Genomic DNA, 17417 nt, shown 5'->3' on the forward strand with positions numbered 1-17417 from the left:
TGGTTTCATCTGTAACGATGACCCCGATATAGGCGCGCTCAGCTGTAATTAAAGCTGATACTGATCCGCTCGCCCTTGCCCTTATGCGGAACCACCTCGTGCCGCAGCCAGCTTTCCCACAAAAACACACGCCCCGCCGCGGGTTCGGCATAGACAAAGGGGCGAAGCTCCTCGGGCGCATCGTCGGTTCGCTGCGGCGCGGCCATCATCATCGCCAGACGCGGATCCTCCAGCTTGAGCGCGCCAGAACCGGGCGGAACCGCAACGTAAAAAGTCCCCGACACAATGCTGTGCGGATGGATATGCCCGCTGTGGGTGCCGCCGGGTTTCAAAACGTTGACCCACAAGCTGTCGAGTCGCAGCGGCTTGGCCAGATCGAAATGGCAAGCGGCAGCAAAACCCTTCACCTGCCTGTCGAGCAGGCGCTTCAGGTCGGCAAAGGCAGGGTCGCGCTGCGGCAGGTCGGACAGGCTGGCGTAGCTGGTATAGCCCTTATAGCCATGGTCGCGCGACCAACGCCGCCCCGCCACATCCTCTTCGGCCAGCAGGAAACAGCTTTGCTCCAGTTCTGCGAGCAGGTCTGCGTCGCCGACATCGGCCTCCCAGAAATTGGTCACAAAGAGCGGGCGAACGGTCATGCGGGGGTTCTTCTCATCACGAGGTAGATGGGAACCCCGGCAACCAACAGCACGGCGGCCCAGCCAAGCGCCTCGGCGCCCGCCCCGATCAATGTCCAGCACCCATAGATCAGCCCTCCCGCGACCGTCAGGCCAAAGCCGGCACTTCGCGTCAGGGTGCCGCGCCGCATCAACCAGCCCGCCGACAGCGCGCATCCAACATAGACCACCAATATGACCGACGTCGTTATCAGGATCAGGAATTCAAACATCTCGGACGTCGTTTTCGACATATTGAGCAACAAGACGGCCGTGAGGACGCCGGTCGACAATATATGGGCGTTGACCGGCACGCCCTTGGCATCCTTGCCCGCCAGCCAGCGTGGGAACAGGCCGTCGCGCGCCAGCACGGCGGGCAGTTCGGCCTGACACATGATCCAGCCATTCAGGGCACCAAGGGCGCTGATTGCGCCGAATGCCGCAATCACAAGCCCTGCATTGACGCCCCAGAAACGGTCAAAGAAATCGGCAAAAGGCGCTTCGGACACACTCAGCGTGGCGGTGGGAAGCATCAGCACCACTGCTGAACAGACGAAGATATAGATCAGCCCCGCGCCGCCCGTTCCCAGCATCGTCGCGCGCGGGATCGTGCGTTCCGGGTCGATGACCTTATCGGCGGGAACAGTGGCCGCCTCCAACCCCAGCATCGCCCATAGCGTCAGCGTCGTTGCGGCGGCGATCGAAGATATCCGAATGTCAGCGGTATGGAATGGCGCAATGGTGGTGGTGCCCTGGGTTCCCAAAATCCACAGCGCCAGCAGGATAATCGCAACCAGCGGGATGATCTTTAACAAGGTTGCGACCAGTTGGAGGCGCCCCGCCACCCTTGCCCCGCGCAGATTGATGAGGGTGAACAACCAGACAAAGGCAATAGTCGTCGCCACCGCCACGCCGGGCGCGGTAAGCGCCGGAAACAGGCGGCTGAGATAGCTGACCCCCGCTGTCGCAATCGCGGCATTGCCCATCCACATCGATATCCAATAGGCCCAGGCAACGGCAAAGGCCGGGCCATTACCAAAAGCCGACTGCGTAAAAACATAGGGGCCTCCGGCTTCTGGCATGGCACCTGCCAGCCGCGCGAATATCGCGGCCAAGCACAGCGATCCAGCGACCGTAATCAACCAGCCAAACACCGAATTCCAGCCCAGCGGCGCAAGACTGGCAGGTAAAAGGAACACACCCGACCCGATCATGCTGCCCATGACCAGCGCCAGAGTGGCCCATGTGCCCATGCCGCGCGGGGCTTCGGCTGATTTCAAGATCATCGAGCCACTCCTGTCCGGGGGTTGAAAACGAGACTCGCGGAACAGGCTATTTTTGTCATCATCCGCACGTGGCACCCGAACACGCCCTCGGTCAAGCAGCCTTGAATTCACACCATGACACTGGCAGCGTGCGGGCCATACACAGGAACTTGCGGGGAGATTAGGGACATGATGGAATTGATCGCGGACGGACTGCGTTTCCCCGAAGCGCCTGTGGTGATGCCCGATGGCAGCATTGTCGTAACGGAAATTGCGGCGGGGCGGATCACGCGCTGCTGGCCCGATGGCCGCAAGCAAGTGGTGGCAAAGCCCGGCGGCGGCCCCAATGGACTCGCTATCGGACCCGATGGAAAACTCTATTGCTGCAACAATGGCGGCTTTAATTGGGCCGAAGAGGGCGGTTATTTGACCCCGCACGGCATTGCCGACGATTATTCCGGCGGACGCATCGAACGCATCGACATCGACACCGGCGCGGTCGAGGTCCTGTATCAATCGGGCGACCATGGCATCAATCTGCGCGGCCCCAACGACATCGTTTTTGACGCGCATGGCGGTTTCTGGTTCACCGACCATGGCAAGGTCGATTATGCCAAACGCAGCCATGACATTGTCGGCATTTTCTATGCCAAGGCCGACGGCAGTTTTATCGAGGAAGTCATCTTTCCGTCGAATAATCCCAACGGCGTCGGCCTGTCGCCCGATGGCAAGACGTTGTTTGCCGCCGAAACCTACACCTGCCGCCTGATGAAGTTTAACATCACCGCGCCGGGCAAGGTCGCGCCCGATGCTGGCCCCGGCGGACCCGGCATCCCTGTGTATCGCCCCGCCGGCTATAAATTTTTCGACAGTCTGGCGATGGAAGACTGTGGCAATGTGGCGGTCGCGACGATTGGCGAATGCGGGATCAGCTGTATTTCTCCCGACGGCGATCTGGTGGAATTCGTATCGACCGACGATATTTTCACCACCAACATCGCCTTTGGCGGCGACGATATGCGCGATGCCTATCTGACCCTGTCCGGCACCGGTCGACTGGTAAAAACCCGCTGGAGCCGTCCCGGGCTGACCCTGCAATATTAAAGGAAAAATGATGACCAACTCCCCCTGGGCCATCGACATCGACCGCGACAATATCGCTGACGCCAAGTTGGTGGAGGAAGCCGCCGCGCCGCTAGAATCGGGCACGATCCGCGTCGTGATCGACAGCTATGCGATGACCGCGAACAACATCACCTATGCGGTGTTCGGCAAACCGGCGGGACTGTTCGGCAATGACCAAGGCTATTGGGATTTCTTTAGCGAAGGCGATGCGCCGGGTCGCCTGCCCGTCTGGGGTTTTGCCACCGTCACCGAAAGCGCGGTCGACGGGGTCGCGGTGGGCGACCGTTTCTATGGCTATTATCCGATGGCCAGCCACGCCGTCCTCGTTCCGGGCAACATCGGACCGCATGGCTTCACCGACATCACCCCGCGCCGCACCACATTGCCGCCCATCTATAATCAATATCAACGGATCGAGGCGCTGGGCGACTATCGTGCCGCCGACCATGATTATTGGCCGGTTTTCCGCCCGCTATTCCTCACCGGCTGGCTGATTGCCGACCAGTTTGAGGATGAAAGTGATTATGGCGTCGAGCAAATCTTGATCGCCAGCGCGTCGAGCAAAACCGCCATCGGGCTCTGCTATTCGGTCCAGCAACGGGCGGGAAATCGGCCCCGGACCATCGGGCTGACCAGCAAGGCCAATGTCGAGGCGCTGGCGGCGCAGAATATCTATGACCGCGTCATCGCTTATGACGAAATCGCCGCGCTTGATGCCCACAAGTCATCGGCTTTGGTCGATATGGCGGGCAATGGCGCGGTGACGCGCGCGGTCCACACTCATTTCGGCGACGCACTCAAAGCCTCGATCGTCGTCGGCAAATCGCATTGGGACGCCGACAGCGAACAGGCCGCGCTCCCCGGTCCCGACCGTCAGGGCTTTTTCGCGCCGGGCCGCAGCCAGAAACGCATCGCCGACTGGGGCGGGGCGGCCTTCGGGCAGAAAATTGCGTCCGCTTGGCTCGGCTTTATGGAAATCGCGCCGCGTCTTGCCACCATCGACAAGCGCAGCGGCGGCGACGCGGCGCTGGCAGCCTATCAGGAAATGCTGTCGGGCAAGGCTGATCCCAAGGCGGGGATTGTCGTCATTCCATGACCATCAGCGCCGTGATTTTCGATTTCGGCGGGGTCATCACCTCGTCGCCCTTTGAAGCGTTCAACCGGCTGGAGGCGGAGCGCGGATTGCCGCATGATTTTGTCCGCCGCGTCAACAGCGCCGATCCCGACGACAATGCCTGGGCCAAATTCGAACGCGCCGAAATCGACTCCGCCGCATTCGACGCACTCTTTGCCGACGAAGCCCGCGCGCTTGGGCAGGAACTGGAAGGACAGGCGGTGCTCGATGTGCTGGCGGGCGCAGTGCGTCCGGCAATGGTCGCGGCGCTTGATACGCTGAAAGCGCGCGGCTTTACCCTTGGCTGCATCACCAACAATGTGCCGTCGGGCAAAGGCGCCGGAATGGCGCAAACCGAGACAAAGGCCGCCGAAGTCGCCGCCATCATGACGCGCTTCGACCATATTATCGAATCGAGCAAAGTCGGCGTGCGCAAGCCCGACCCGCGCATTTATCAGATGATGTGCGACGCACTGAACCTGTCCCCCGCCGCCTGCGTCTATCTCGACGATCTGGGCATCAACTGTAAACCGGCGGCTCAATTGGGGATGCGGGCGATCAAGGTGACAAGTGGCGATCAGGCGCTTAAGGAGCTCGGACAGATTCTTTCGCTGGAGTTCTCCCACCCATGAAGAAAAGCTACTCTGATGCCGCTACGGCACTCGACGGTCTATTGTTCGACGGTATGCATATTTGCGCGGGCGGCTTTGGCCTGTGCGGCATCCCCGAACGGTTGATCGACGCGATTCGCGATGCGGGCACCAAAGACCTCACCATCGCCAGCAACAACGCCGGTATCGATGGTGAAGGCCTCGGCAAATTGCTCCGCACCAAGCAGGTCAAAAAGATGATCAGCAGCTATGTCGGTGAGAATAAGGAGTTCGAGCGCCAATATCTTGCGGGCGAGCTCGAAGTCGAATTCTGCCCTCAGGGCACACTCGCCGAACGCTGCCGCGCGGGCGGCGCGGGCATTCCCGGCTTTTATACCAAAACCGGTGTCGGCACGGCAGTGGCCGAGGGCAAAGAGGTCAAAAATTTCGACGGACAGGATTATATCCTCGAACGCGGCATCTTTGCCGATCTGGCGATCATCAAGGGCTGGAAAGCCGATGAAAGCGGTAATCTGATCTTTCGCAAGACCGCACGCAATTTCAACCAGCCGATGGCGACCGCCGCCAAAATCTGTGTCGCCGAGGTCGAAGAAATCGTCCCCGTCGGCAGCCTCGACCCCGACTGCATCCACCTGCCCGGCATTTACGTCAAACGGCTGATCGTCGGCGCGCCTTATGACAAGCGGATCGAGTTCAGGACGGTGCGCGAACGGGAAGACGCCTGATGCGCGGCGCCGCGACTGCGCTCAGCCTGCTACTCGCGGGCTGCGCCACAACCACCCCGCCCGTGCCCGCCGCTCCACCGCCACCAACCGCAACCGCCACACCGCCGGTGCCGCTGCAATATCTTTATGGTTCGGCCGAAGCGGCGGCGCTAGTCCGCCAGACTTATGCCCGACTGGCCAGCTATGCTGTTGCGCGCGCCCAACAGCGTCCGGAAAGCAGCGTCGTCCTCGCCCCCGGCGCGACCATGGACAATCCCCAGTTTGAATCTTGCGGCGACAAGCCCTTTGCCGCGGTATTCGATGCCGACGAAACCCTCGTCTGGAACCTCGGCGCGATGCGCTACTTTGCGGAACAGGGCACCAGCTTTGATCCCAAGGTCTGGGACCAATGGGAAAAAACCGGCGCGGGCAAAGCAGTGGCCATGCCCGGCGCGGTCGAAATGGTGAACAAGTTGCGCGCGGCGGGCATCACCGTCATCGCCAACACCAACCGCAGCGCCGCCAATGCGAAAGGCAGCGAAGATACGCTGCGCGCCGCGGGCCTCGGCGAGTTCAAACATGGCGAGACGCTGTTCCTGATGGGCGACGATGCCGGTGGTTCGAGCAAGGACCCGCGCCGCACCACCATCGCGTCGCGCTTTTGCGTGATTGCGCTCGCGGGCGACCAGCTCGGTGATTTCAGTCAGCAATTCAATGACAAGAGCCTGTCGGGCGCGGCCCGCACCGCCCTCGCCACGGGTCCGGCCGCCAGCGCCCTTTGGGACAGCGGATGGTTCCTGTTGCCCAACGCCGTTTATGGTCCGTGGCAAAAACTGGACTGGGACGATATTTTCTCCAACGCGAACAAATGGGAGCCGCATCCATGAGCTGGACCCGCGATCAAATGGCGGCCCGCGCCGCGCAAGAACTGCAAGACGGCTATTATGTCAATCTGGGCATCGGCATTCCGACGCTCGTGGCGAACCATATCCCCGACGGGATGGAAGTCACGCTCCAATCCGAAAATGGTATGCTCGGCATCGGCCCCTTCCCCTTTGCTGGCGACGAAGATCCCGATCTGATCAATGCGGGCAAACAGACGATCAGCGAGCTGCCGCAATCGGCCTATTTCAGCTCGTCGGACAGCTTTGCAATGATCCGTGGCGGCCATATCGACCTCACCGTGCTGGGCGCGATGGAAGTCGCCGAAAATGGCGATATCGCCAACTGGATGATCCCCGGCAAGATGATCAAGGGCATGGGCGGTGCGATGGATCTGGTCGCCGGTGTCAAAAAGATCATCGTCGCGATGGAGCACACGTCCAAACATGGCGATCCCAAGTTCATTCCCGCGTGCACGCTGCCGCTGACGGGCAAGAATGTCGTCGATATGATTATCACCGATCTGGCCGTGTTCAAACGCCCCGATCATGCCAGCCCGTTCAAGCTGATCGAACTGGCGCCCGGCGTGACAGCAGAGGAAGTCGCGGCCAAAACGTCGGCTGAATATGAGGTCGCAGTCTAAACACAATATAATGCAGCGGCTTTTTGCCTTTCTGGTCGCAATCGTCGCGCTGGGATTGATTGGCTGGTTAGGTCATCACGCCTTTGGCGGCGAACACCCCCTTGCCAGCGTAGCGATCCCGATCAAGGCCGCCGAAAAGCTGCCCGACACGCCCGCCCAATGGCGCGGTCGGATCGACTATCGCGCGCTCGACCGGCAGTTGACCGACCTTTCGCAGCGGCCCGAAATGGCGGGGCTGGCGGTGGCGGTGGTCGAAGACGGCGAATTGCGTTTCGTCGGCACTTATGGCGTCGCCGATGCATCGACCGGCGTGCCGGTCACGCCGTACACGCTGTTCCGCTGGGCCTCGGTTTCCAAAACCGCAACGGGTGCGTTCGCGGCTGCGCTGGCCGAGGATGGCACCATCGACCTCGATCGTCCGGTCAGCAACTGGCGCACGACACTGCGCCTGCCCGGCGGTGCCGAAACACGACTCACGGTCGCGGACCTGCTAGCCCAGCGCACCGGCCTGACCAAAAACGCCTATGACGAAAAGCTGGAGCACGGACAGGACCCTGCGTCGTTGCGGGTCAGCCTTGCCGGTGCACCGCTGCAATGCGAACCCGGTACCTGCCACACCTATCAGAATATCGCTTTCGACGCCGCCAGCGAGATATTGGCCGATGCCGCGAAAGAGTCCTTCTCCGACGCTGTCGAGAGCCGCTTATTCCGTCCGCTCGGCATGGTCAGCGCGGGATATGGGATGGAGCGGCTGACGGAAGCCAAAGATTGGGCGAGGCCGCACGGTCAACACCAAGTGCTTCCGGTGAAGGAAGCCTATTGGCGCATTCCCGCCGCCGCCGGAGTCGAGAGCGATATCGTCGATTTCGCCAAATGGATGCAGGCGATGATGGGCACGCGCCCCGATGTGCTGCCGGAACCGGTGCTACAGATTGCCCACCGTCCTCGTGTCGGCACGGCGCGCCTTTATGGCGGGGCCTTGCGCGGGGCCATTAGCGATGCCGACTATGGCCTTGGCTGGCGCAGTTTTACCTACGGCGGCCTCCGGCTTGAAGGCCATTCGGGTGCGGTTTCGGGCTATCGCTCGACAATGATTTTCGAACCCGCCACGCGAACGGGCGTCGTTGCCCTGTGGAACAGCGATTGGGGATTCCCCTTTCGCATCCCTTTCGCGGCAATCGACAGCTATCACAAACGCAAAGACACCCGCTGGCTCGACGCAAGCGAGCTGCCGACCCTGAAAAACATCTCCAGAGTCGCCCCGGTTGTAGTGGATACGAAAAGGTAATTGGCTTGCCCCGCTATTCGCTGCCTGTGTATCAGGCGCGCGTCGACGGCTGGCAGGAGAATCATCGATGCGCGTGCTACTGACCGGTTCGTCGGGCTGGCTTGGGCGCACGCTCGCTCCGCTACTCAGTGAAAACGGCCATGTCGTCACCGGACTCGACGTCGTGCCCGGTGCATATACGCAGGTAATCGGGACCGTAGCCGACCGCGCACTGATCGACAGGACGATGGGCGAATATGGCATCGACGCCGTCATCCATGGCGGCGCACTGCACAAGCCCGACATCGTTCGCTACTCTCGCCAGGCCTTTGTCGACGTCAATATCAGCGGCACGCTCAACCTGATCGAAGCGGCGGTCGCGGCGGGCAATGACCGCTTCCTGTTCACCTCGACGACCTCGCTGATGGTCCGCGACGATGTGCGCGCTGGTGCCGGTGAAGCAGGTGCGTGGTGGATGGACGAGGATTTCGGACCGCTGGTGCCGCGCAATATCTATGGCATCACCAAACTCGCCGCCGAACAGGCATGTCGACTGGTCCACCGCGAGCATGGCATCAATGTCGCGATCCTGCGCACTGGGCGTTTCTTTCCCGAGGATGACGATACGCTGGCGGTACCGAGCGGGCTGAACCTCAAGGCCAATGAATTGCTGAACCGCCGCCTGACGGTCGAGGATGCCGCGGCGGCGCATCTGGCGGCACTCGAACATACGCCCGATATTGGCTGCGACACCTTCATCTTGTCGGCGCCGCCACCGTTCAAACGCGACGAGGTGGAAGAACTCGCCCGCAACGCGCGCGCGGTGATCGCGCGCCATTATCCGCAGGCTGTGGCGCTCTATGCTGCGCGCGGCTGGGTGCTCCCCGAGCGCATCGAGCGCATATATGATCCGTCGAGCGCCGAACGGCGGCTGGGCTGGCGGGCCAAGACCGATTTCGCTAGCGTGCTGACCGCGTTGGCCGACGGCGCAGCACTGCCCTTCGCGCACGATCCAAATTACATGTCGCCTATCGTCGCGCCACGGGAGGAAATAAGTTGTACGAGCTGATCACCGCCAACCGCAATTATTCCAGCTGGTCATTGCGCCCATGGGTGCTGATGACCGCGCTCGACATTGGTTTTGAAGACCGGATCGAGCCGTTCGCTGCACCCCAAAATTACGACGCCTTCCGCAGTTTTTCTCCGACCGGTCAAGTGCCCGCCCTGATCCATGAAGGCCGCACGATCTGGGATTCATTGGGAATCACTCTCTATCTTGCTGACCGGCACGACGGCGTCTGGCCGATTGAGCCTGACGCCCGCGCTTGGGCGCAAGCCGCAACGTGCGAGATGCACAGCGGCTTTGGCCCGTTACGCAACGAATGCACGATGAACGTCGGCGTGCGCGCCACGCCGGGGCCAATGTCCGACGGCCTCAAGGCCAATCTTGCACGTCTGAACGAATTATGGGCAGAGGGATTGGATCGATTTGGCGGGCCATGGCTCGCGGGCAAGAATTTCGGCGCGGTCGATGCCTTCTACGCCCCCGTCGCTTTTCGCGTCCGCACTTATGGTCTGGATGTCGGCCCGGCTGGTGCAAAATGGGTCGCCGCCATGATCGCCCATCCGGCGATGCTCGACTGGGAAGAGCAGGCCCTCGCCGAAAGCTGGCGCGAAGCAGCCCATGAAGAAGAATTGCGCGCCTGCGGGGCCATCACCGCCGATTATAGAACGCGCTAGTCCGTCAACGCATCGCGCACCACGGCAACCCCCGCCTCGCGCTGCAGCTTCAGCTCTGCCTTCAGTTTCGCCGGATCGCGCGCGAACACGAAACCGAAACTGACGCCGCCTTCTTTGCCCAGAGTCGCATGGTGCAGCTTGTGCGCCTGCACCAGCCGCTTGGCATAGCCGCGCCTCGGCACCCAGCGAAAATAGCGCTGATGGACCAGCCCGTCGTGGACGAGCGTGTAAATGATACCGTAAAACAGGATGCCCAGCCCGATCCACGTCGCGGGCTCCCACGCGCGCGCGCCCAAAATCATCGGACTGCCCAGCGCAAACATCGAAATGCTCATCGCGGCACCGACCAAAGCGAACTGGTCATTTTTCTCTAGCCGTTTGTCGTGCGGCTCATGATGGTCACGATGCCATCCCCAGCCAAAGCCGTGCATGATATATTTGTGGCTCGCCCACGCGACCCCCTCCATCGCAACGATGGTGACCAAAATCAGCAACAGGATGGCGAGCGAGGACATGCGAGCGATATAGACTATCTTGCCGCCGCTACAAAGGCTCCTCGCCTCAACGAAGCAGCGCTCACCTGCGACCGATAATTGCGTTTTTTATCGCCACTCGCTTGCAATGTTGTCGAGTAGGGCTAAGTGAACCGCATGACCAAACCCCGCACACTTTATGAGAAAATCTGGGACGCGCATGTTGTCGAGCGCCGCGATGATGGCACCTGCATCGTCTATATTGATCGCCACCTTGTCCATGAAGTCACCAGCCCACAGGCCTTTGACGGACTGCGTGCCAGCGGGCGCACCGTGCGGCGGCCCGACCTGACACTGGCGGTCCCCGACCATAATCTGCCCACCACGCCGCGCCTCGACGCCGCAGGCAATAAGGTTCCGATTGCAGACGCCCAAAGTGCGGCACAGCTTGCGGCCCTGGAGGCCAACGCCCCCGCATTCGGCATCCGCTATATCGACGCGACCGCCGCCGAACAGGGCATCGTCCATGTCGTCGGACCCGAACAGGGCTTTTCGCTGCCCGGCACCACCATCGTCTGCGGCGACAGCCACACCGCTTGCCATGGCGGCATCGGCGCGCTGGCCTTCGGCATCGGCACCAGCGAGGTCGAGCATGTGCTCGCGACCCAGACCCTGTTGCTGCAACCTGCCAAGACGATGGAAGTCTGCGTCGAGGGCGACGTCGGTCCGGGCGTCACCGCCAAGGACATCATCCTGCACATCACCGGCACCATCGGCGCGGCGGGCGGTTCGGGCCATGTCATCGAATATACCGGCAGCGCCATTCGCGCGCTGAGCATCGAGGGGCGGCTGACGGTCAGCAATATGGCGATCGAGGGCGGCGCGCGCGCGGGCCTTATCGCGCCCGATGATGTGACCTTTGCCTATCTGAAGGGCCGACCCATGGCGCCCAAGGGTGAGGCATGGGACGCGGCGCTCGCCTATTGGCGCAGCCTCGCCACCGATCCCGGCGCCACCTATGACAAGCGTGTTACCATCAACGCCGCCGACATTGCGCCCAGCGTCACCTGGGGCACCAGCCCCGAGGATGTGGTGCCGATCACCGGCGTCGTTCCCGATCCGGCCAGCTTTGCCGATCCGTCCAAACAGGCCGCTGCCGCCAAAAGCCTCGCCTATATGGGCCTGACCCCCGGCACGCGGATGCAGGATGTGACGGTCGAGAATATCTTTATCGGCAGCTGCACCAACAGCCGGATAGAGGATATGCGCGCCGCCGCCGCCGTGCTCAAAGGACGACACAAGGCCGAAGGCGTCAAATGGGCCATCGTCGTCCCCGGCAGCGGCCTCGTCAAAGCACAGGCCGAGGCCGAGGGTCTGGACCGCATCTTTATCGACGCAGGCCTTGAGTGGCGCGAACCCGGCTGTTCGGCCTGTCTGGGGATGAATCCCGACAAGGTGCCCCCCGGCGAACGCTGCGCCAGCACCAGCAACCGCAATTTCGTCGGCCGCCAAGGCCCCGGCGCGCGAACCCATCTGCTCAGCCCCGCAATGGCAGCAGCAGCAGCGGTCACCGGCAAACTCACCGATGTGCGGGAGTTGACGTCATGACCCCGATCACCACCATAGAAGGCCGCGCGATTCCGTTCGGGCTCAAAAATGTCGACACCGACGTCATCATACCCGCGCACTGGCTCAAAACCATCAGCCGCGAGGGTATGGGGCGAGGGGCGTTTGAGACGATCCGTGCCGAATCCGGCAATATTTTCGACCAGCCCGAATTTGCCGACGCGCCGGTCCTGATCGCGGGTGAAAATTTCGGATGCGGATCCAGCCGCGAACATGCCGCCTGGGCCTTGCTCGACCGAGGAATCCGCGTCGTCATCGCGCCAAGCTTTTCGGACATATTTTCGGGCAATGCGGTCAAAAACGGCATCCTGCCGGTCGTGCTGCCGCAAGCCTCCATCGACCGGTTGATGGAGGTCGCAAACAGCGATCCCATCCATGTCGATCTGGAACAGCAGACCGTCACAACGCAGTTTCAGGACCGTTTTACGTTCGAGATCGATCCGTTTCGCAAAATGTGCCTGCTTGCCGGACTCGATGAAATCGCCCTCACTGAAAAAAGCGACAAAGCGATAGGTACGCACGAAGCACGCATTGCCAGCAACCAACCATGGCTGCATGGTGTTGCCTGAACAGGGATCGGCCACGGTCGGGTCCCTCAACCCACACTAGGAGACTAAGATGAAAGCCCTGTTGTCGCGCGCCACCGGCGGACCCGAAACGCTCGAACTGGGTGAATTGCCGCGTCCCACCGCCGGACCGGGTCAGATTGTCATCGATATTGCGGCTTGCGCGGTCAACTATCCCGATGTGCTAATTATCGAGGATAAATATCAGTTCAAACCCGAGCGTCCCTTTGCCCCCGGCGGCGAAGTCGCGGGTATAGTCGCAGAGCTTGGCGAAGGCGTAACCGAATTCAAGGTCGGTGACCGCGTCATTGCCGGTTGTGGCAACGCCGGCATGGCAGAGGCCATCGCGGTCGGCGTCAACAACACATATCACCTCCCCGAAGCGCACAGTTTTGCCGAGGGCGCGTCGCTGTTGATGACCTATGGCACCAGCATCCACGCCCTCGCCGATCGCGGCCATCTGAAACAGGGCGAAACCTTGCTTGTCCTTGGCGCATCGGGCGGCGTCGGCATTGCGGCGGTCGAATTGGGTAAAGCAATGGGCGCCCGCGTCATTGCGGGTGTATCGAGCGAGGCCAAGGGGCAAATTGCCCGTGACGCCGGGGCCGACGATGTCGTCATCTATGGTCATGCGCCGTTCGACAAGGACGAGTCCAAGGCGCTTGCCAGCCGGTTCAAAGAGGCCGTCGGACCCAAAGGCGCCGATGTCATTTACGACGCCGTCGGCGGCGATTATTGCGAGCCTGCGTTGCGCTCGATTGCATGGGAGGGTCGCTATCTGGTGGTTGGCTTTCCCGCCGGCATCCCGCGCCTGCCGCTCAACCTGACCCTGCTCAAAAGCTGCGATGTGGCGGGTGTTTTCTGGGGAGCTTTTGCGGCGCGCGAGCCGGAGCGCAACCGCGCCAATATCGCGCGCCTGTTCCAGCTTTGGGGACAGGGCAAGATTGCACCCAAGGTTACGGAAACCTTTGCCCTCGCCGATGGGGGCAAGGCGATTGCCAAGCTCGGCGACCGTACCGCCGTCGGCAAACTGGTCATCACCATCTGAAATATCGACCCGACCCTGAACTAACAGCAACTCTGCGCGGCCTAGTGACGGCATCAGGCCGCCTGTCGGTGCGGGTGGCGCCAGGGGCAAGGCGAGATGAAGTGCGATTGAAGGACGGCATAGTGCAAGCCCGCGTCACTGCACCGCCCGCGGACGGACAGGCCAATGACGCGGTTCTGCGGCTGCTGGCGGCGGCGCTGGCTCGACCGCGCTCTGCTTTGAGCCTTCTTCAAGGGGCCACGAACCGCAACAAGGTCGTCGGCGTGGATAAGGCCTAAATTCGACATTAGTCAGGGTTAACCCTTTATCAGGGGCTGCGCGCTATATTCGAACGTCGGATATTTTATCGCGCAAGGCAAATTTATGGCGAAGCGTCGCTCACCTTCAAAAGAAAGTGCCGCAGGAATCGGCTACATTTCGCGCACCCGGCGTGCGCAGCTGGTTGCGGAATTCGAAGGCGATCTGGGTATCGACCATAAGGCCCGTGCGAAAGCCGCCTATGAGGCGCATCGGTGGCAGGTCATCAAGACGATCATCGTCTGGACAATCGCGCTGATGTTTTTTGCCATCGCCTGTCAAAAACTATGGGTGATGGGTCAAAAGGTCGACACACCCTTCTCTGAAATCAGTCCGATCGGTGAGTGGTTCTAACAGCAGTCCACTACCGAAAACCTTACCTCAATACACCCGCGCTTTCGGTTCGATATAACTGACATCGTCGGACAGCGTATATTCGTGGACCGGACGGTAATCGATGGTCACCTTGCCGCTCTTGCCCCCCCAACCGTCGAACCAGGCTGCGGTGTGCTTCATCCAGTTCTTGTCGTCGCGGTCCTTAAAATCCTCATGCGCGTGGGCGCCGCGGCTTTCCTTGCGGTTATAGGCGCCATGCAGCGTCACCGTCGCCTGTGCGATCAGATTGTCGAGTTCCATCGTTTCAACAAGATCGGTGTTCCAGATCAGGCTGCGGTCGGTCACGCCAACATCCTGCATCCGGGCATAGGTAGCGGTCAGTTGCTTGACGCCTTCGGCCATCAATTCGTCATTGCGGAACACGGCACAATGCTTTTGCATATTCTTTTGCATCTCGACGCGGATTTCCGCCGTCGGTGAACCGCCGCTGGCATGGCGGAAATGGTCGAGGCGGCCGAGCGCCAGATCGGCGCTATCCTTGGGTAGCGCATCCTGCTTGGCGCCGGATTTAACCGTTTCGCGTAGCCGATGTCCGGCGGCGCGGCCAAAGACGACCAGATCGATCAGGCTGTTCGATCCCAGACGGTTGGCACCATGTACCGACACGCAAGCGGCCTCGCCGACCGCGAACAAGCCCGGAACCACGGCATCGGGGTCGCCATCACGGATGGTGACGACTTCGCCATGATAATTGGTCGGAATACCGCCCATATTATAGTGGACCGTCGGCGTGACCGGCAAAGGTTGGCGCGTCAGGTCGACGCCTGCGAACACCTTGCCGCTCTCGGTAATCCCCGGCAATCGCTCGGCGAGAACCTTGGGGTCGATATGGTCGAGGTGGAGATAGATATAGTCACCGTCGGGACCGACGCCGCGCCCTTCGCGCATTTCGAGCGCCATCGAGCGGGAAACGACATCGCGCGACGCCAGATCCTTGGCGCTTGGCGCGTACCGCTCCATAAAGCGCTCGCCCTCGCTGTTGGTAAGGTAGCCACCCTCGCCGCGTGCGCCTTCGGTAATCAGCACGCCCGCACCGTAAATGCCGGTCGGGTGGAACTGGACAAACTCCATATCCTGAAGCGGCAAACCGGCGCGCAGCACCATGCCACCGCCATCGCCGGTGCAGGTATGCGCCGAGGTTGCGGTGAAGAAGCAGCGGCCATAGCCGCCGGTCGCCAGCACCACGGCCTGGCTGCGGAACCGGTGAATGCTGCCATCCTCCAGACACAGCGCAATCACACCGCGGCACACGCCATTTTCCATAATCAGGTCGAGCGCGAAATATTCGATAAAGAAGTCGGCGTCATATTTCAGGCTCTGTTGATAGAGCGCGTGCAACATGGCGTGGCCGGTGCGGTCGGCCGCAGCCGCCGTTCGTTGGACCGGCGGACCTTCGCCCATATTTTGCATATGGCCGCCAAAGGGGCGCTGATAAATGGTGCCATCGGCGTTGCGGCTGAACGGCACGCCAGCATGTTCCAGTTCGTAAACCGCCTGCGGTGCTTCGCGCACCATATATTCGATCGCGTCCTGATCGCCCAGCCAGTCGGACCCCTTGACGGTGTCATACATATGCCATTGCCAGTGATCGGGGCTGTTGTTTCCCAGACTCGCGGCAATACCGCCTTGCGCCGCAACCGTGTGGCTGCGCGTCGGAAAGACTTTGGTGATGCACGCGGTCCGAAGGCCAGCTTCGGCAGAGCCCATCGTGGCGCGCAGGCCGGAGCCGCCCGCACCGACGACGACAGTGTCATAGACATGGTCGATAATCTTATAGGCTTCGGTCATGCCCCGGCACCCCCGGCAAAGGCCATGCGTGCGATTGTGAACAGGCCATAGGCCGCCCCCGCGATGGCATAGAAATTCAAGATGACGAGCGACAGGATGCGCGGCGTTTCGCCATGGACATAATCTTCGATCAGCACCTGCAATCCCAATCGCAAATGCCAAAAGACGCTGACCACAAGCAACATCAACCCCAGCGCGACCATCGGCGTCGAGGCCCACATCGCAACTTCGCTATGCTCGGTCAGCGGCAGGCGCAGCAACGACACGACAAACCAGGTGACGAGCAGCAAATTGCCCAGCGCGGTCAGCCGCTGTTGCAGCCAATGTTGCGATCCGTGGCGCGCCGACCCCAGTCCGCGCACCTGTCCGAGTCTGGTCCCGTTACCCATTGAGCATCCCCGCAAAAATTGAGAGCCAGACCGCCGCCGTGGCGAACAAACCAGCCAGAACGACGATGATCGACCACAGCTTGTTCTGCTTCAGCTCATATCCCGCGCCGGTATCCAGAACAAAATGACGGATGCCGGAGAACATGTGCTGGAAAAAGGCCCAGGTCAGCCCGATCAGCACCACTTTGCCGAGGATGTTGGTGACCATATGAAAGGTCCCGCCCGCCGGATCGTGCCAGACACAGGCAATAAAGGCGGCATAGGCATCAGGCCCAGCCGCCAAAGCACCCAGCCACCACAGGAACATCGACGCGCCGACAATCGCCAGCCCGTCACCGCTCGCGCGATGGAGAATAGAGACCAGCATTGCCGGCCCCCATTTATAAATTTGCAAATGTGGAGAGAGCGGCCGTGCGCTCTTGTCCGTGCCAGCCATGGTGGCTTCCCCTAAAAATGGTCTGCTGAACCGATGGGCCGGTTTAACGCGATAGCCACGATATGCAATTGCTTAGCGCCTTATTGGCGACGCAAAAGGTCAAAAAAGGGCAACCGGACATTGGACAACACGGAACCGACCGCGCCAGACCAATGACTCAGTCCTTGTCGCGGTTCGCGTAAATCAGGGCAGCGAGCACTGCTGCCGAACCGATGCCGATCCCTGCCGCCGTCTTCCAGTTCACCGGACGTTTGGCCGATTTATCCTTGGACTCCGCTTTGGCAGCCGCGTCCTTTTGCTGTTGAAGCCGCCGCGTTTCGCGCAAAACTTCATTCTCGGATTCGTCTTCGGGGAGAGGGTCGTTGGCGACGGGTTCGGTCATGCGTTTCCT

At 61.2% G+C, this 17417-nt stretch carries 21 protein-coding genes; 14 read left to right on the forward strand and 7 right to left on the reverse strand.

Annotated features, from left to right (window positions below):
• Positions 1 to 38: 38 nt before the first annotated feature.
• Both ACR3XE_RS12910 and ACR3XE_RS12915 read right to left on the reverse strand, forming a co-directional pair.
• Positions 39 to 638 (reverse strand): TIGR02466 family protein, encoded by a 600-nt coding sequence (locus tag ACR3XE_RS12910; RefSeq protein ID WP_473699796.1) that lies wholly within the window; start codon positions 636 to 638, stop codon positions 39 to 41.
• On the reverse strand, positions 635 to 1942 hold the full coding sequence (locus tag ACR3XE_RS12915) for an amino acid permease (protein WP_473699795.1): 1308 nt from the start codon (positions 1940 to 1942) through the stop codon (positions 635 to 637). Before ACR3XE_RS12915 ends, ACR3XE_RS12910 begins: the two co-directional genes overlap by 4 nt.
• 171 nt (positions 1943 to 2113) lie before the next feature.
• Between ACR3XE_RS12915 and ACR3XE_RS12920 the strand changes: the two genes are divergently transcribed.
• From ACR3XE_RS12920 to ACR3XE_RS12960, 9 genes are all read left to right on the forward strand, one after another.
• Positions 2114 to 3025, forward strand: coding sequence for an SMP-30/gluconolactonase/LRE family protein (locus ACR3XE_RS12920; protein ID WP_473700287.1), 912 nt, complete (start codon positions 2114 to 2116; stop codon positions 3023 to 3025).
• Between the two features lie 7 nt (positions 3026 to 3032).
• Positions 3033 to 4142: a DUF2855 family protein gene (locus tag ACR3XE_RS12925; protein WP_473699794.1), complete on the forward strand. Its 1110-nt coding sequence runs from the start codon at positions 3033 to 3035 to the stop codon at positions 4140 to 4142.
• The gene (locus tag ACR3XE_RS12930; protein ID WP_486185789.1) at positions 4139 to 4792 is read left to right on the forward strand and encodes an HAD-IA family hydrolase; all 654 of its coding nucleotides are present in this window, start codon (positions 4139 to 4141) and stop codon (positions 4790 to 4792) included. Before ACR3XE_RS12925 ends, ACR3XE_RS12930 begins: the two co-directional genes overlap by 4 nt.
• The gene (locus ACR3XE_RS12935) at positions 4789 to 5496 is read left to right on the forward strand and encodes a CoA transferase subunit A (RefSeq protein ID WP_473699791.1); all 708 of its coding nucleotides are present in this window, start codon (positions 4789 to 4791) and stop codon (positions 5494 to 5496) included. Before ACR3XE_RS12930 ends, ACR3XE_RS12935 begins: the two co-directional genes overlap by 4 nt.
• Positions 5496 to 6362 carry an HAD family acid phosphatase gene (locus ACR3XE_RS12940; RefSeq protein WP_473699790.1) on the forward strand — a complete coding sequence of 289 codons (867 nt, stop codon included), beginning with the start codon at positions 5496 to 5498 and terminating at the stop codon, positions 6360 to 6362. Before ACR3XE_RS12935 ends, ACR3XE_RS12940 begins: the two co-directional genes overlap by 1 nt.
• Positions 6359 to 7000 (forward strand): CoA transferase subunit B, encoded by a 642-nt coding sequence (locus ACR3XE_RS12945; RefSeq protein ID WP_473699789.1) that lies wholly within the window; start codon positions 6359 to 6361, stop codon positions 6998 to 7000. Before ACR3XE_RS12940 ends, ACR3XE_RS12945 begins: the two co-directional genes overlap by 4 nt.
• A 10-nt stretch (positions 7001 to 7010) precedes the next feature.
• A complete protein-coding gene (locus ACR3XE_RS12950) occupies positions 7011 to 8288 on the forward strand; it encodes a serine hydrolase domain-containing protein (RefSeq protein WP_486185790.1) in 1278 nt (425 codons plus the stop codon).
• Between the two features lie 67 nt (positions 8289 to 8355).
• Positions 8356 to 9336, forward strand: coding sequence for an NAD-dependent epimerase/dehydratase family protein (locus ACR3XE_RS12955; protein WP_473699787.1), 981 nt, complete (start codon positions 8356 to 8358; stop codon positions 9334 to 9336).
• A complete protein-coding gene (locus tag ACR3XE_RS12960) occupies positions 9324 to 10007 on the forward strand; it encodes a glutathione S-transferase family protein (RefSeq protein WP_473699786.1) in 684 nt (227 codons plus the stop codon). The genes ACR3XE_RS12955 and ACR3XE_RS12960 overlap by 13 nt, the downstream gene beginning before the upstream one ends.
• On the opposite strand, the gene ACR3XE_RS12965 is transcribed toward ACR3XE_RS12960, so the two are convergent.
• A complete protein-coding gene (locus tag ACR3XE_RS12965) occupies positions 10004 to 10522 on the reverse strand; it encodes a sterol desaturase family protein (RefSeq protein WP_473699785.1) in 519 nt (172 codons plus the stop codon). The genes ACR3XE_RS12960 and ACR3XE_RS12965 overlap by 4 nt on opposite strands.
• 135 nt (positions 10523 to 10657) lie before the next feature.
• On the opposite strand from ACR3XE_RS12965, the gene leuC reads away from it, so the two are divergent.
• The 5 genes from leuC (at position 10658) to ACR3XE_RS12990 (ending at position 14371) form a co-directional block, all read left to right on the forward strand.
• Positions 10658 to 12088: a 3-isopropylmalate dehydratase large subunit gene (leuC, locus tag ACR3XE_RS12970; protein ID WP_473699784.1), complete on the forward strand. Its 1431-nt coding sequence runs from the start codon at positions 10658 to 10660 to the stop codon at positions 12086 to 12088.
• Complete coding sequence (gene leuD, locus ACR3XE_RS12975) at positions 12085 to 12675, forward strand: 3-isopropylmalate dehydratase small subunit (RefSeq protein ID WP_486185791.1); 591 nt, start codon at positions 12085 to 12087, stop codon at positions 12673 to 12675. Before leuC ends, leuD begins: the two co-directional genes overlap by 4 nt.
• Before the next feature lie 49 nt (positions 12676 to 12724).
• On the forward strand, positions 12725 to 13720 hold the full coding sequence (locus tag ACR3XE_RS12980; RefSeq protein WP_473699783.1) for an NADPH:quinone oxidoreductase family protein: 996 nt from the start codon (positions 12725 to 12727) through the stop codon (positions 13718 to 13720).
• 68 nt (positions 13721 to 13788) lie between these two features.
• Positions 13789 to 13998, forward strand: coding sequence for a DUF167 domain-containing protein (locus tag ACR3XE_RS12985; protein WP_486186028.1), 210 nt, complete (start codon positions 13789 to 13791; stop codon positions 13996 to 13998).
• Positions 13999 to 14083: 85 nt separating this feature from the next.
• Positions 14084 to 14371 (forward strand): hypothetical protein, encoded by a 288-nt coding sequence (locus tag ACR3XE_RS12990; RefSeq protein ID WP_473699781.1) that lies wholly within the window; start codon positions 14084 to 14086, stop codon positions 14369 to 14371.
• Between the two features lie 27 nt (positions 14372 to 14398).
• Here the strand turns inward: ACR3XE_RS12990 and sdhA are convergent, their stop codons facing one another.
• The 4 genes from sdhA to ACR3XE_RS13010 all read right to left on the reverse strand — a co-directional run bounded on the left by sdhA (position 14399) and on the right by ACR3XE_RS13010 (position 17408).
• The gene (sdhA, locus tag ACR3XE_RS12995) at positions 14399 to 16201 is read right to left on the reverse strand and encodes a succinate dehydrogenase flavoprotein subunit (RefSeq protein WP_473699780.1); all 1803 of its coding nucleotides are present in this window, start codon (positions 16199 to 16201) and stop codon (positions 14399 to 14401) included.
• Complete coding sequence (gene sdhD / locus ACR3XE_RS13000; RefSeq protein ID WP_473699779.1) at positions 16198 to 16590, reverse strand: succinate dehydrogenase, hydrophobic membrane anchor protein; 393 nt, start codon at positions 16588 to 16590, stop codon at positions 16198 to 16200. The genes sdhA and sdhD overlap by 4 nt, the downstream gene beginning before the upstream one ends.
• On the reverse strand, positions 16583 to 17026 hold the full coding sequence (sdhC, locus tag ACR3XE_RS13005) for a succinate dehydrogenase, cytochrome b556 subunit (RefSeq protein ID WP_486185792.1): 444 nt from the start codon (positions 17024 to 17026) through the stop codon (positions 16583 to 16585). Before sdhC ends, sdhD begins: the two co-directional genes overlap by 8 nt.
• A gap of 157 nt (positions 17027 to 17183) precedes the next feature.
• Complete coding sequence (locus ACR3XE_RS13010; protein ID WP_473699777.1) at positions 17184 to 17408, reverse strand: hypothetical protein; 225 nt, start codon at positions 17406 to 17408, stop codon at positions 17184 to 17186.
• Positions 17409 to 17417 lie beyond the last annotated feature (9 nt).

It is taken from the genome of Sphingopyxis sp. 10G20-10 (genome assembly GCF_057365075.1).

Excerpts from the sequence above, each read along its gene's own strand:
- ACR3XE_RS12955 (WP_473699787.1), top strand. The coding sequence starts at position 8,356 with ATGCGCGTGCTACTGACCGGTTCGTCGGGCTGGCTTGGGCGCACGCTC.
- ACR3XE_RS12920 (WP_473700287.1), top strand. The coding sequence starts at position 2,114 with ATGGAATTGATCGCGGACGGACTGCGTTTCCCCGAAGCGCCTGTGGTG.
- sdhC (WP_486185792.1), bottom strand. The coding sequence starts at position 17,026 with ATGGCTGGCACGGACAAGAGCGCACGGCCGCTCTCTCCACATTTGCAA.
- ACR3XE_RS12930 (WP_486185789.1), top strand. The coding sequence starts at position 4,139 with ATGACCATCAGCGCCGTGATTTTCGATTTCGGCGGGGTCATCACCTCG.
- ACR3XE_RS12980 (WP_473699783.1), top strand. The coding sequence starts at position 12,725 with ATGAAAGCCCTGTTGTCGCGCGCCACCGGCGGACCCGAAACGCTCGAA.
- sdhD (WP_473699779.1), bottom strand. The coding sequence starts at position 16,590 with ATGGGTAACGGGACCAGACTCGGACAGGTGCGCGGACTGGGGTCGGCG.
- ACR3XE_RS12950 (WP_486185790.1), top strand. The coding sequence starts at position 7,011 with ATGCAGCGGCTTTTTGCCTTTCTGGTCGCAATCGTCGCGCTGGGATTG.
- leuC (WP_473699784.1), top strand. The coding sequence starts at position 10,658 with ATGACCAAACCCCGCACACTTTATGAGAAAATCTGGGACGCGCATGTT.
- ACR3XE_RS12990 (WP_473699781.1), top strand. The coding sequence starts at position 14,084 with ATGGCGAAGCGTCGCTCACCTTCAAAAGAAAGTGCCGCAGGAATCGGC.
- ACR3XE_RS12915 (WP_473699795.1), bottom strand. The coding sequence starts at position 1,942 with ATGATCTTGAAATCAGCCGAAGCCCCGCGCGGCATGGGCACATGGGCC.
- sdhA (WP_473699780.1), bottom strand. The coding sequence starts at position 16,201 with ATGACCGAAGCCTATAAGATTATCGACCATGTCTATGACACTGTCGTC.
- ACR3XE_RS13010 (WP_473699777.1), bottom strand. The coding sequence starts at position 17,408 with ATGACCGAACCCGTCGCCAACGACCCTCTCCCCGAAGACGAATCCGAG.
- ACR3XE_RS12910 (WP_473699796.1), bottom strand. The coding sequence starts at position 638 with ATGACCGTTCGCCCGCTCTTTGTGACCAATTTCTGGGAGGCCGATGTC.
- ACR3XE_RS12965 (WP_473699785.1), bottom strand. The coding sequence starts at position 10,522 with ATGTCCTCGCTCGCCATCCTGTTGCTGATTTTGGTCACCATCGTTGCG.
- ACR3XE_RS12925 (WP_473699794.1), top strand. The coding sequence starts at position 3,033 with ATGATGACCAACTCCCCCTGGGCCATCGACATCGACCGCGACAATATC.
- ACR3XE_RS12935 (WP_473699791.1), top strand. The coding sequence starts at position 4,789 with ATGAAGAAAAGCTACTCTGATGCCGCTACGGCACTCGACGGTCTATTG.
- ACR3XE_RS12945 (WP_473699789.1), top strand. The coding sequence starts at position 6,359 with ATGAGCTGGACCCGCGATCAAATGGCGGCCCGCGCCGCGCAAGAACTG.
- ACR3XE_RS12940 (WP_473699790.1), top strand. The coding sequence starts at position 5,496 with ATGCGCGGCGCCGCGACTGCGCTCAGCCTGCTACTCGCGGGCTGCGCC.
- leuD (WP_486185791.1), top strand. The coding sequence starts at position 12,085 with ATGACCCCGATCACCACCATAGAAGGCCGCGCGATTCCGTTCGGGCTC.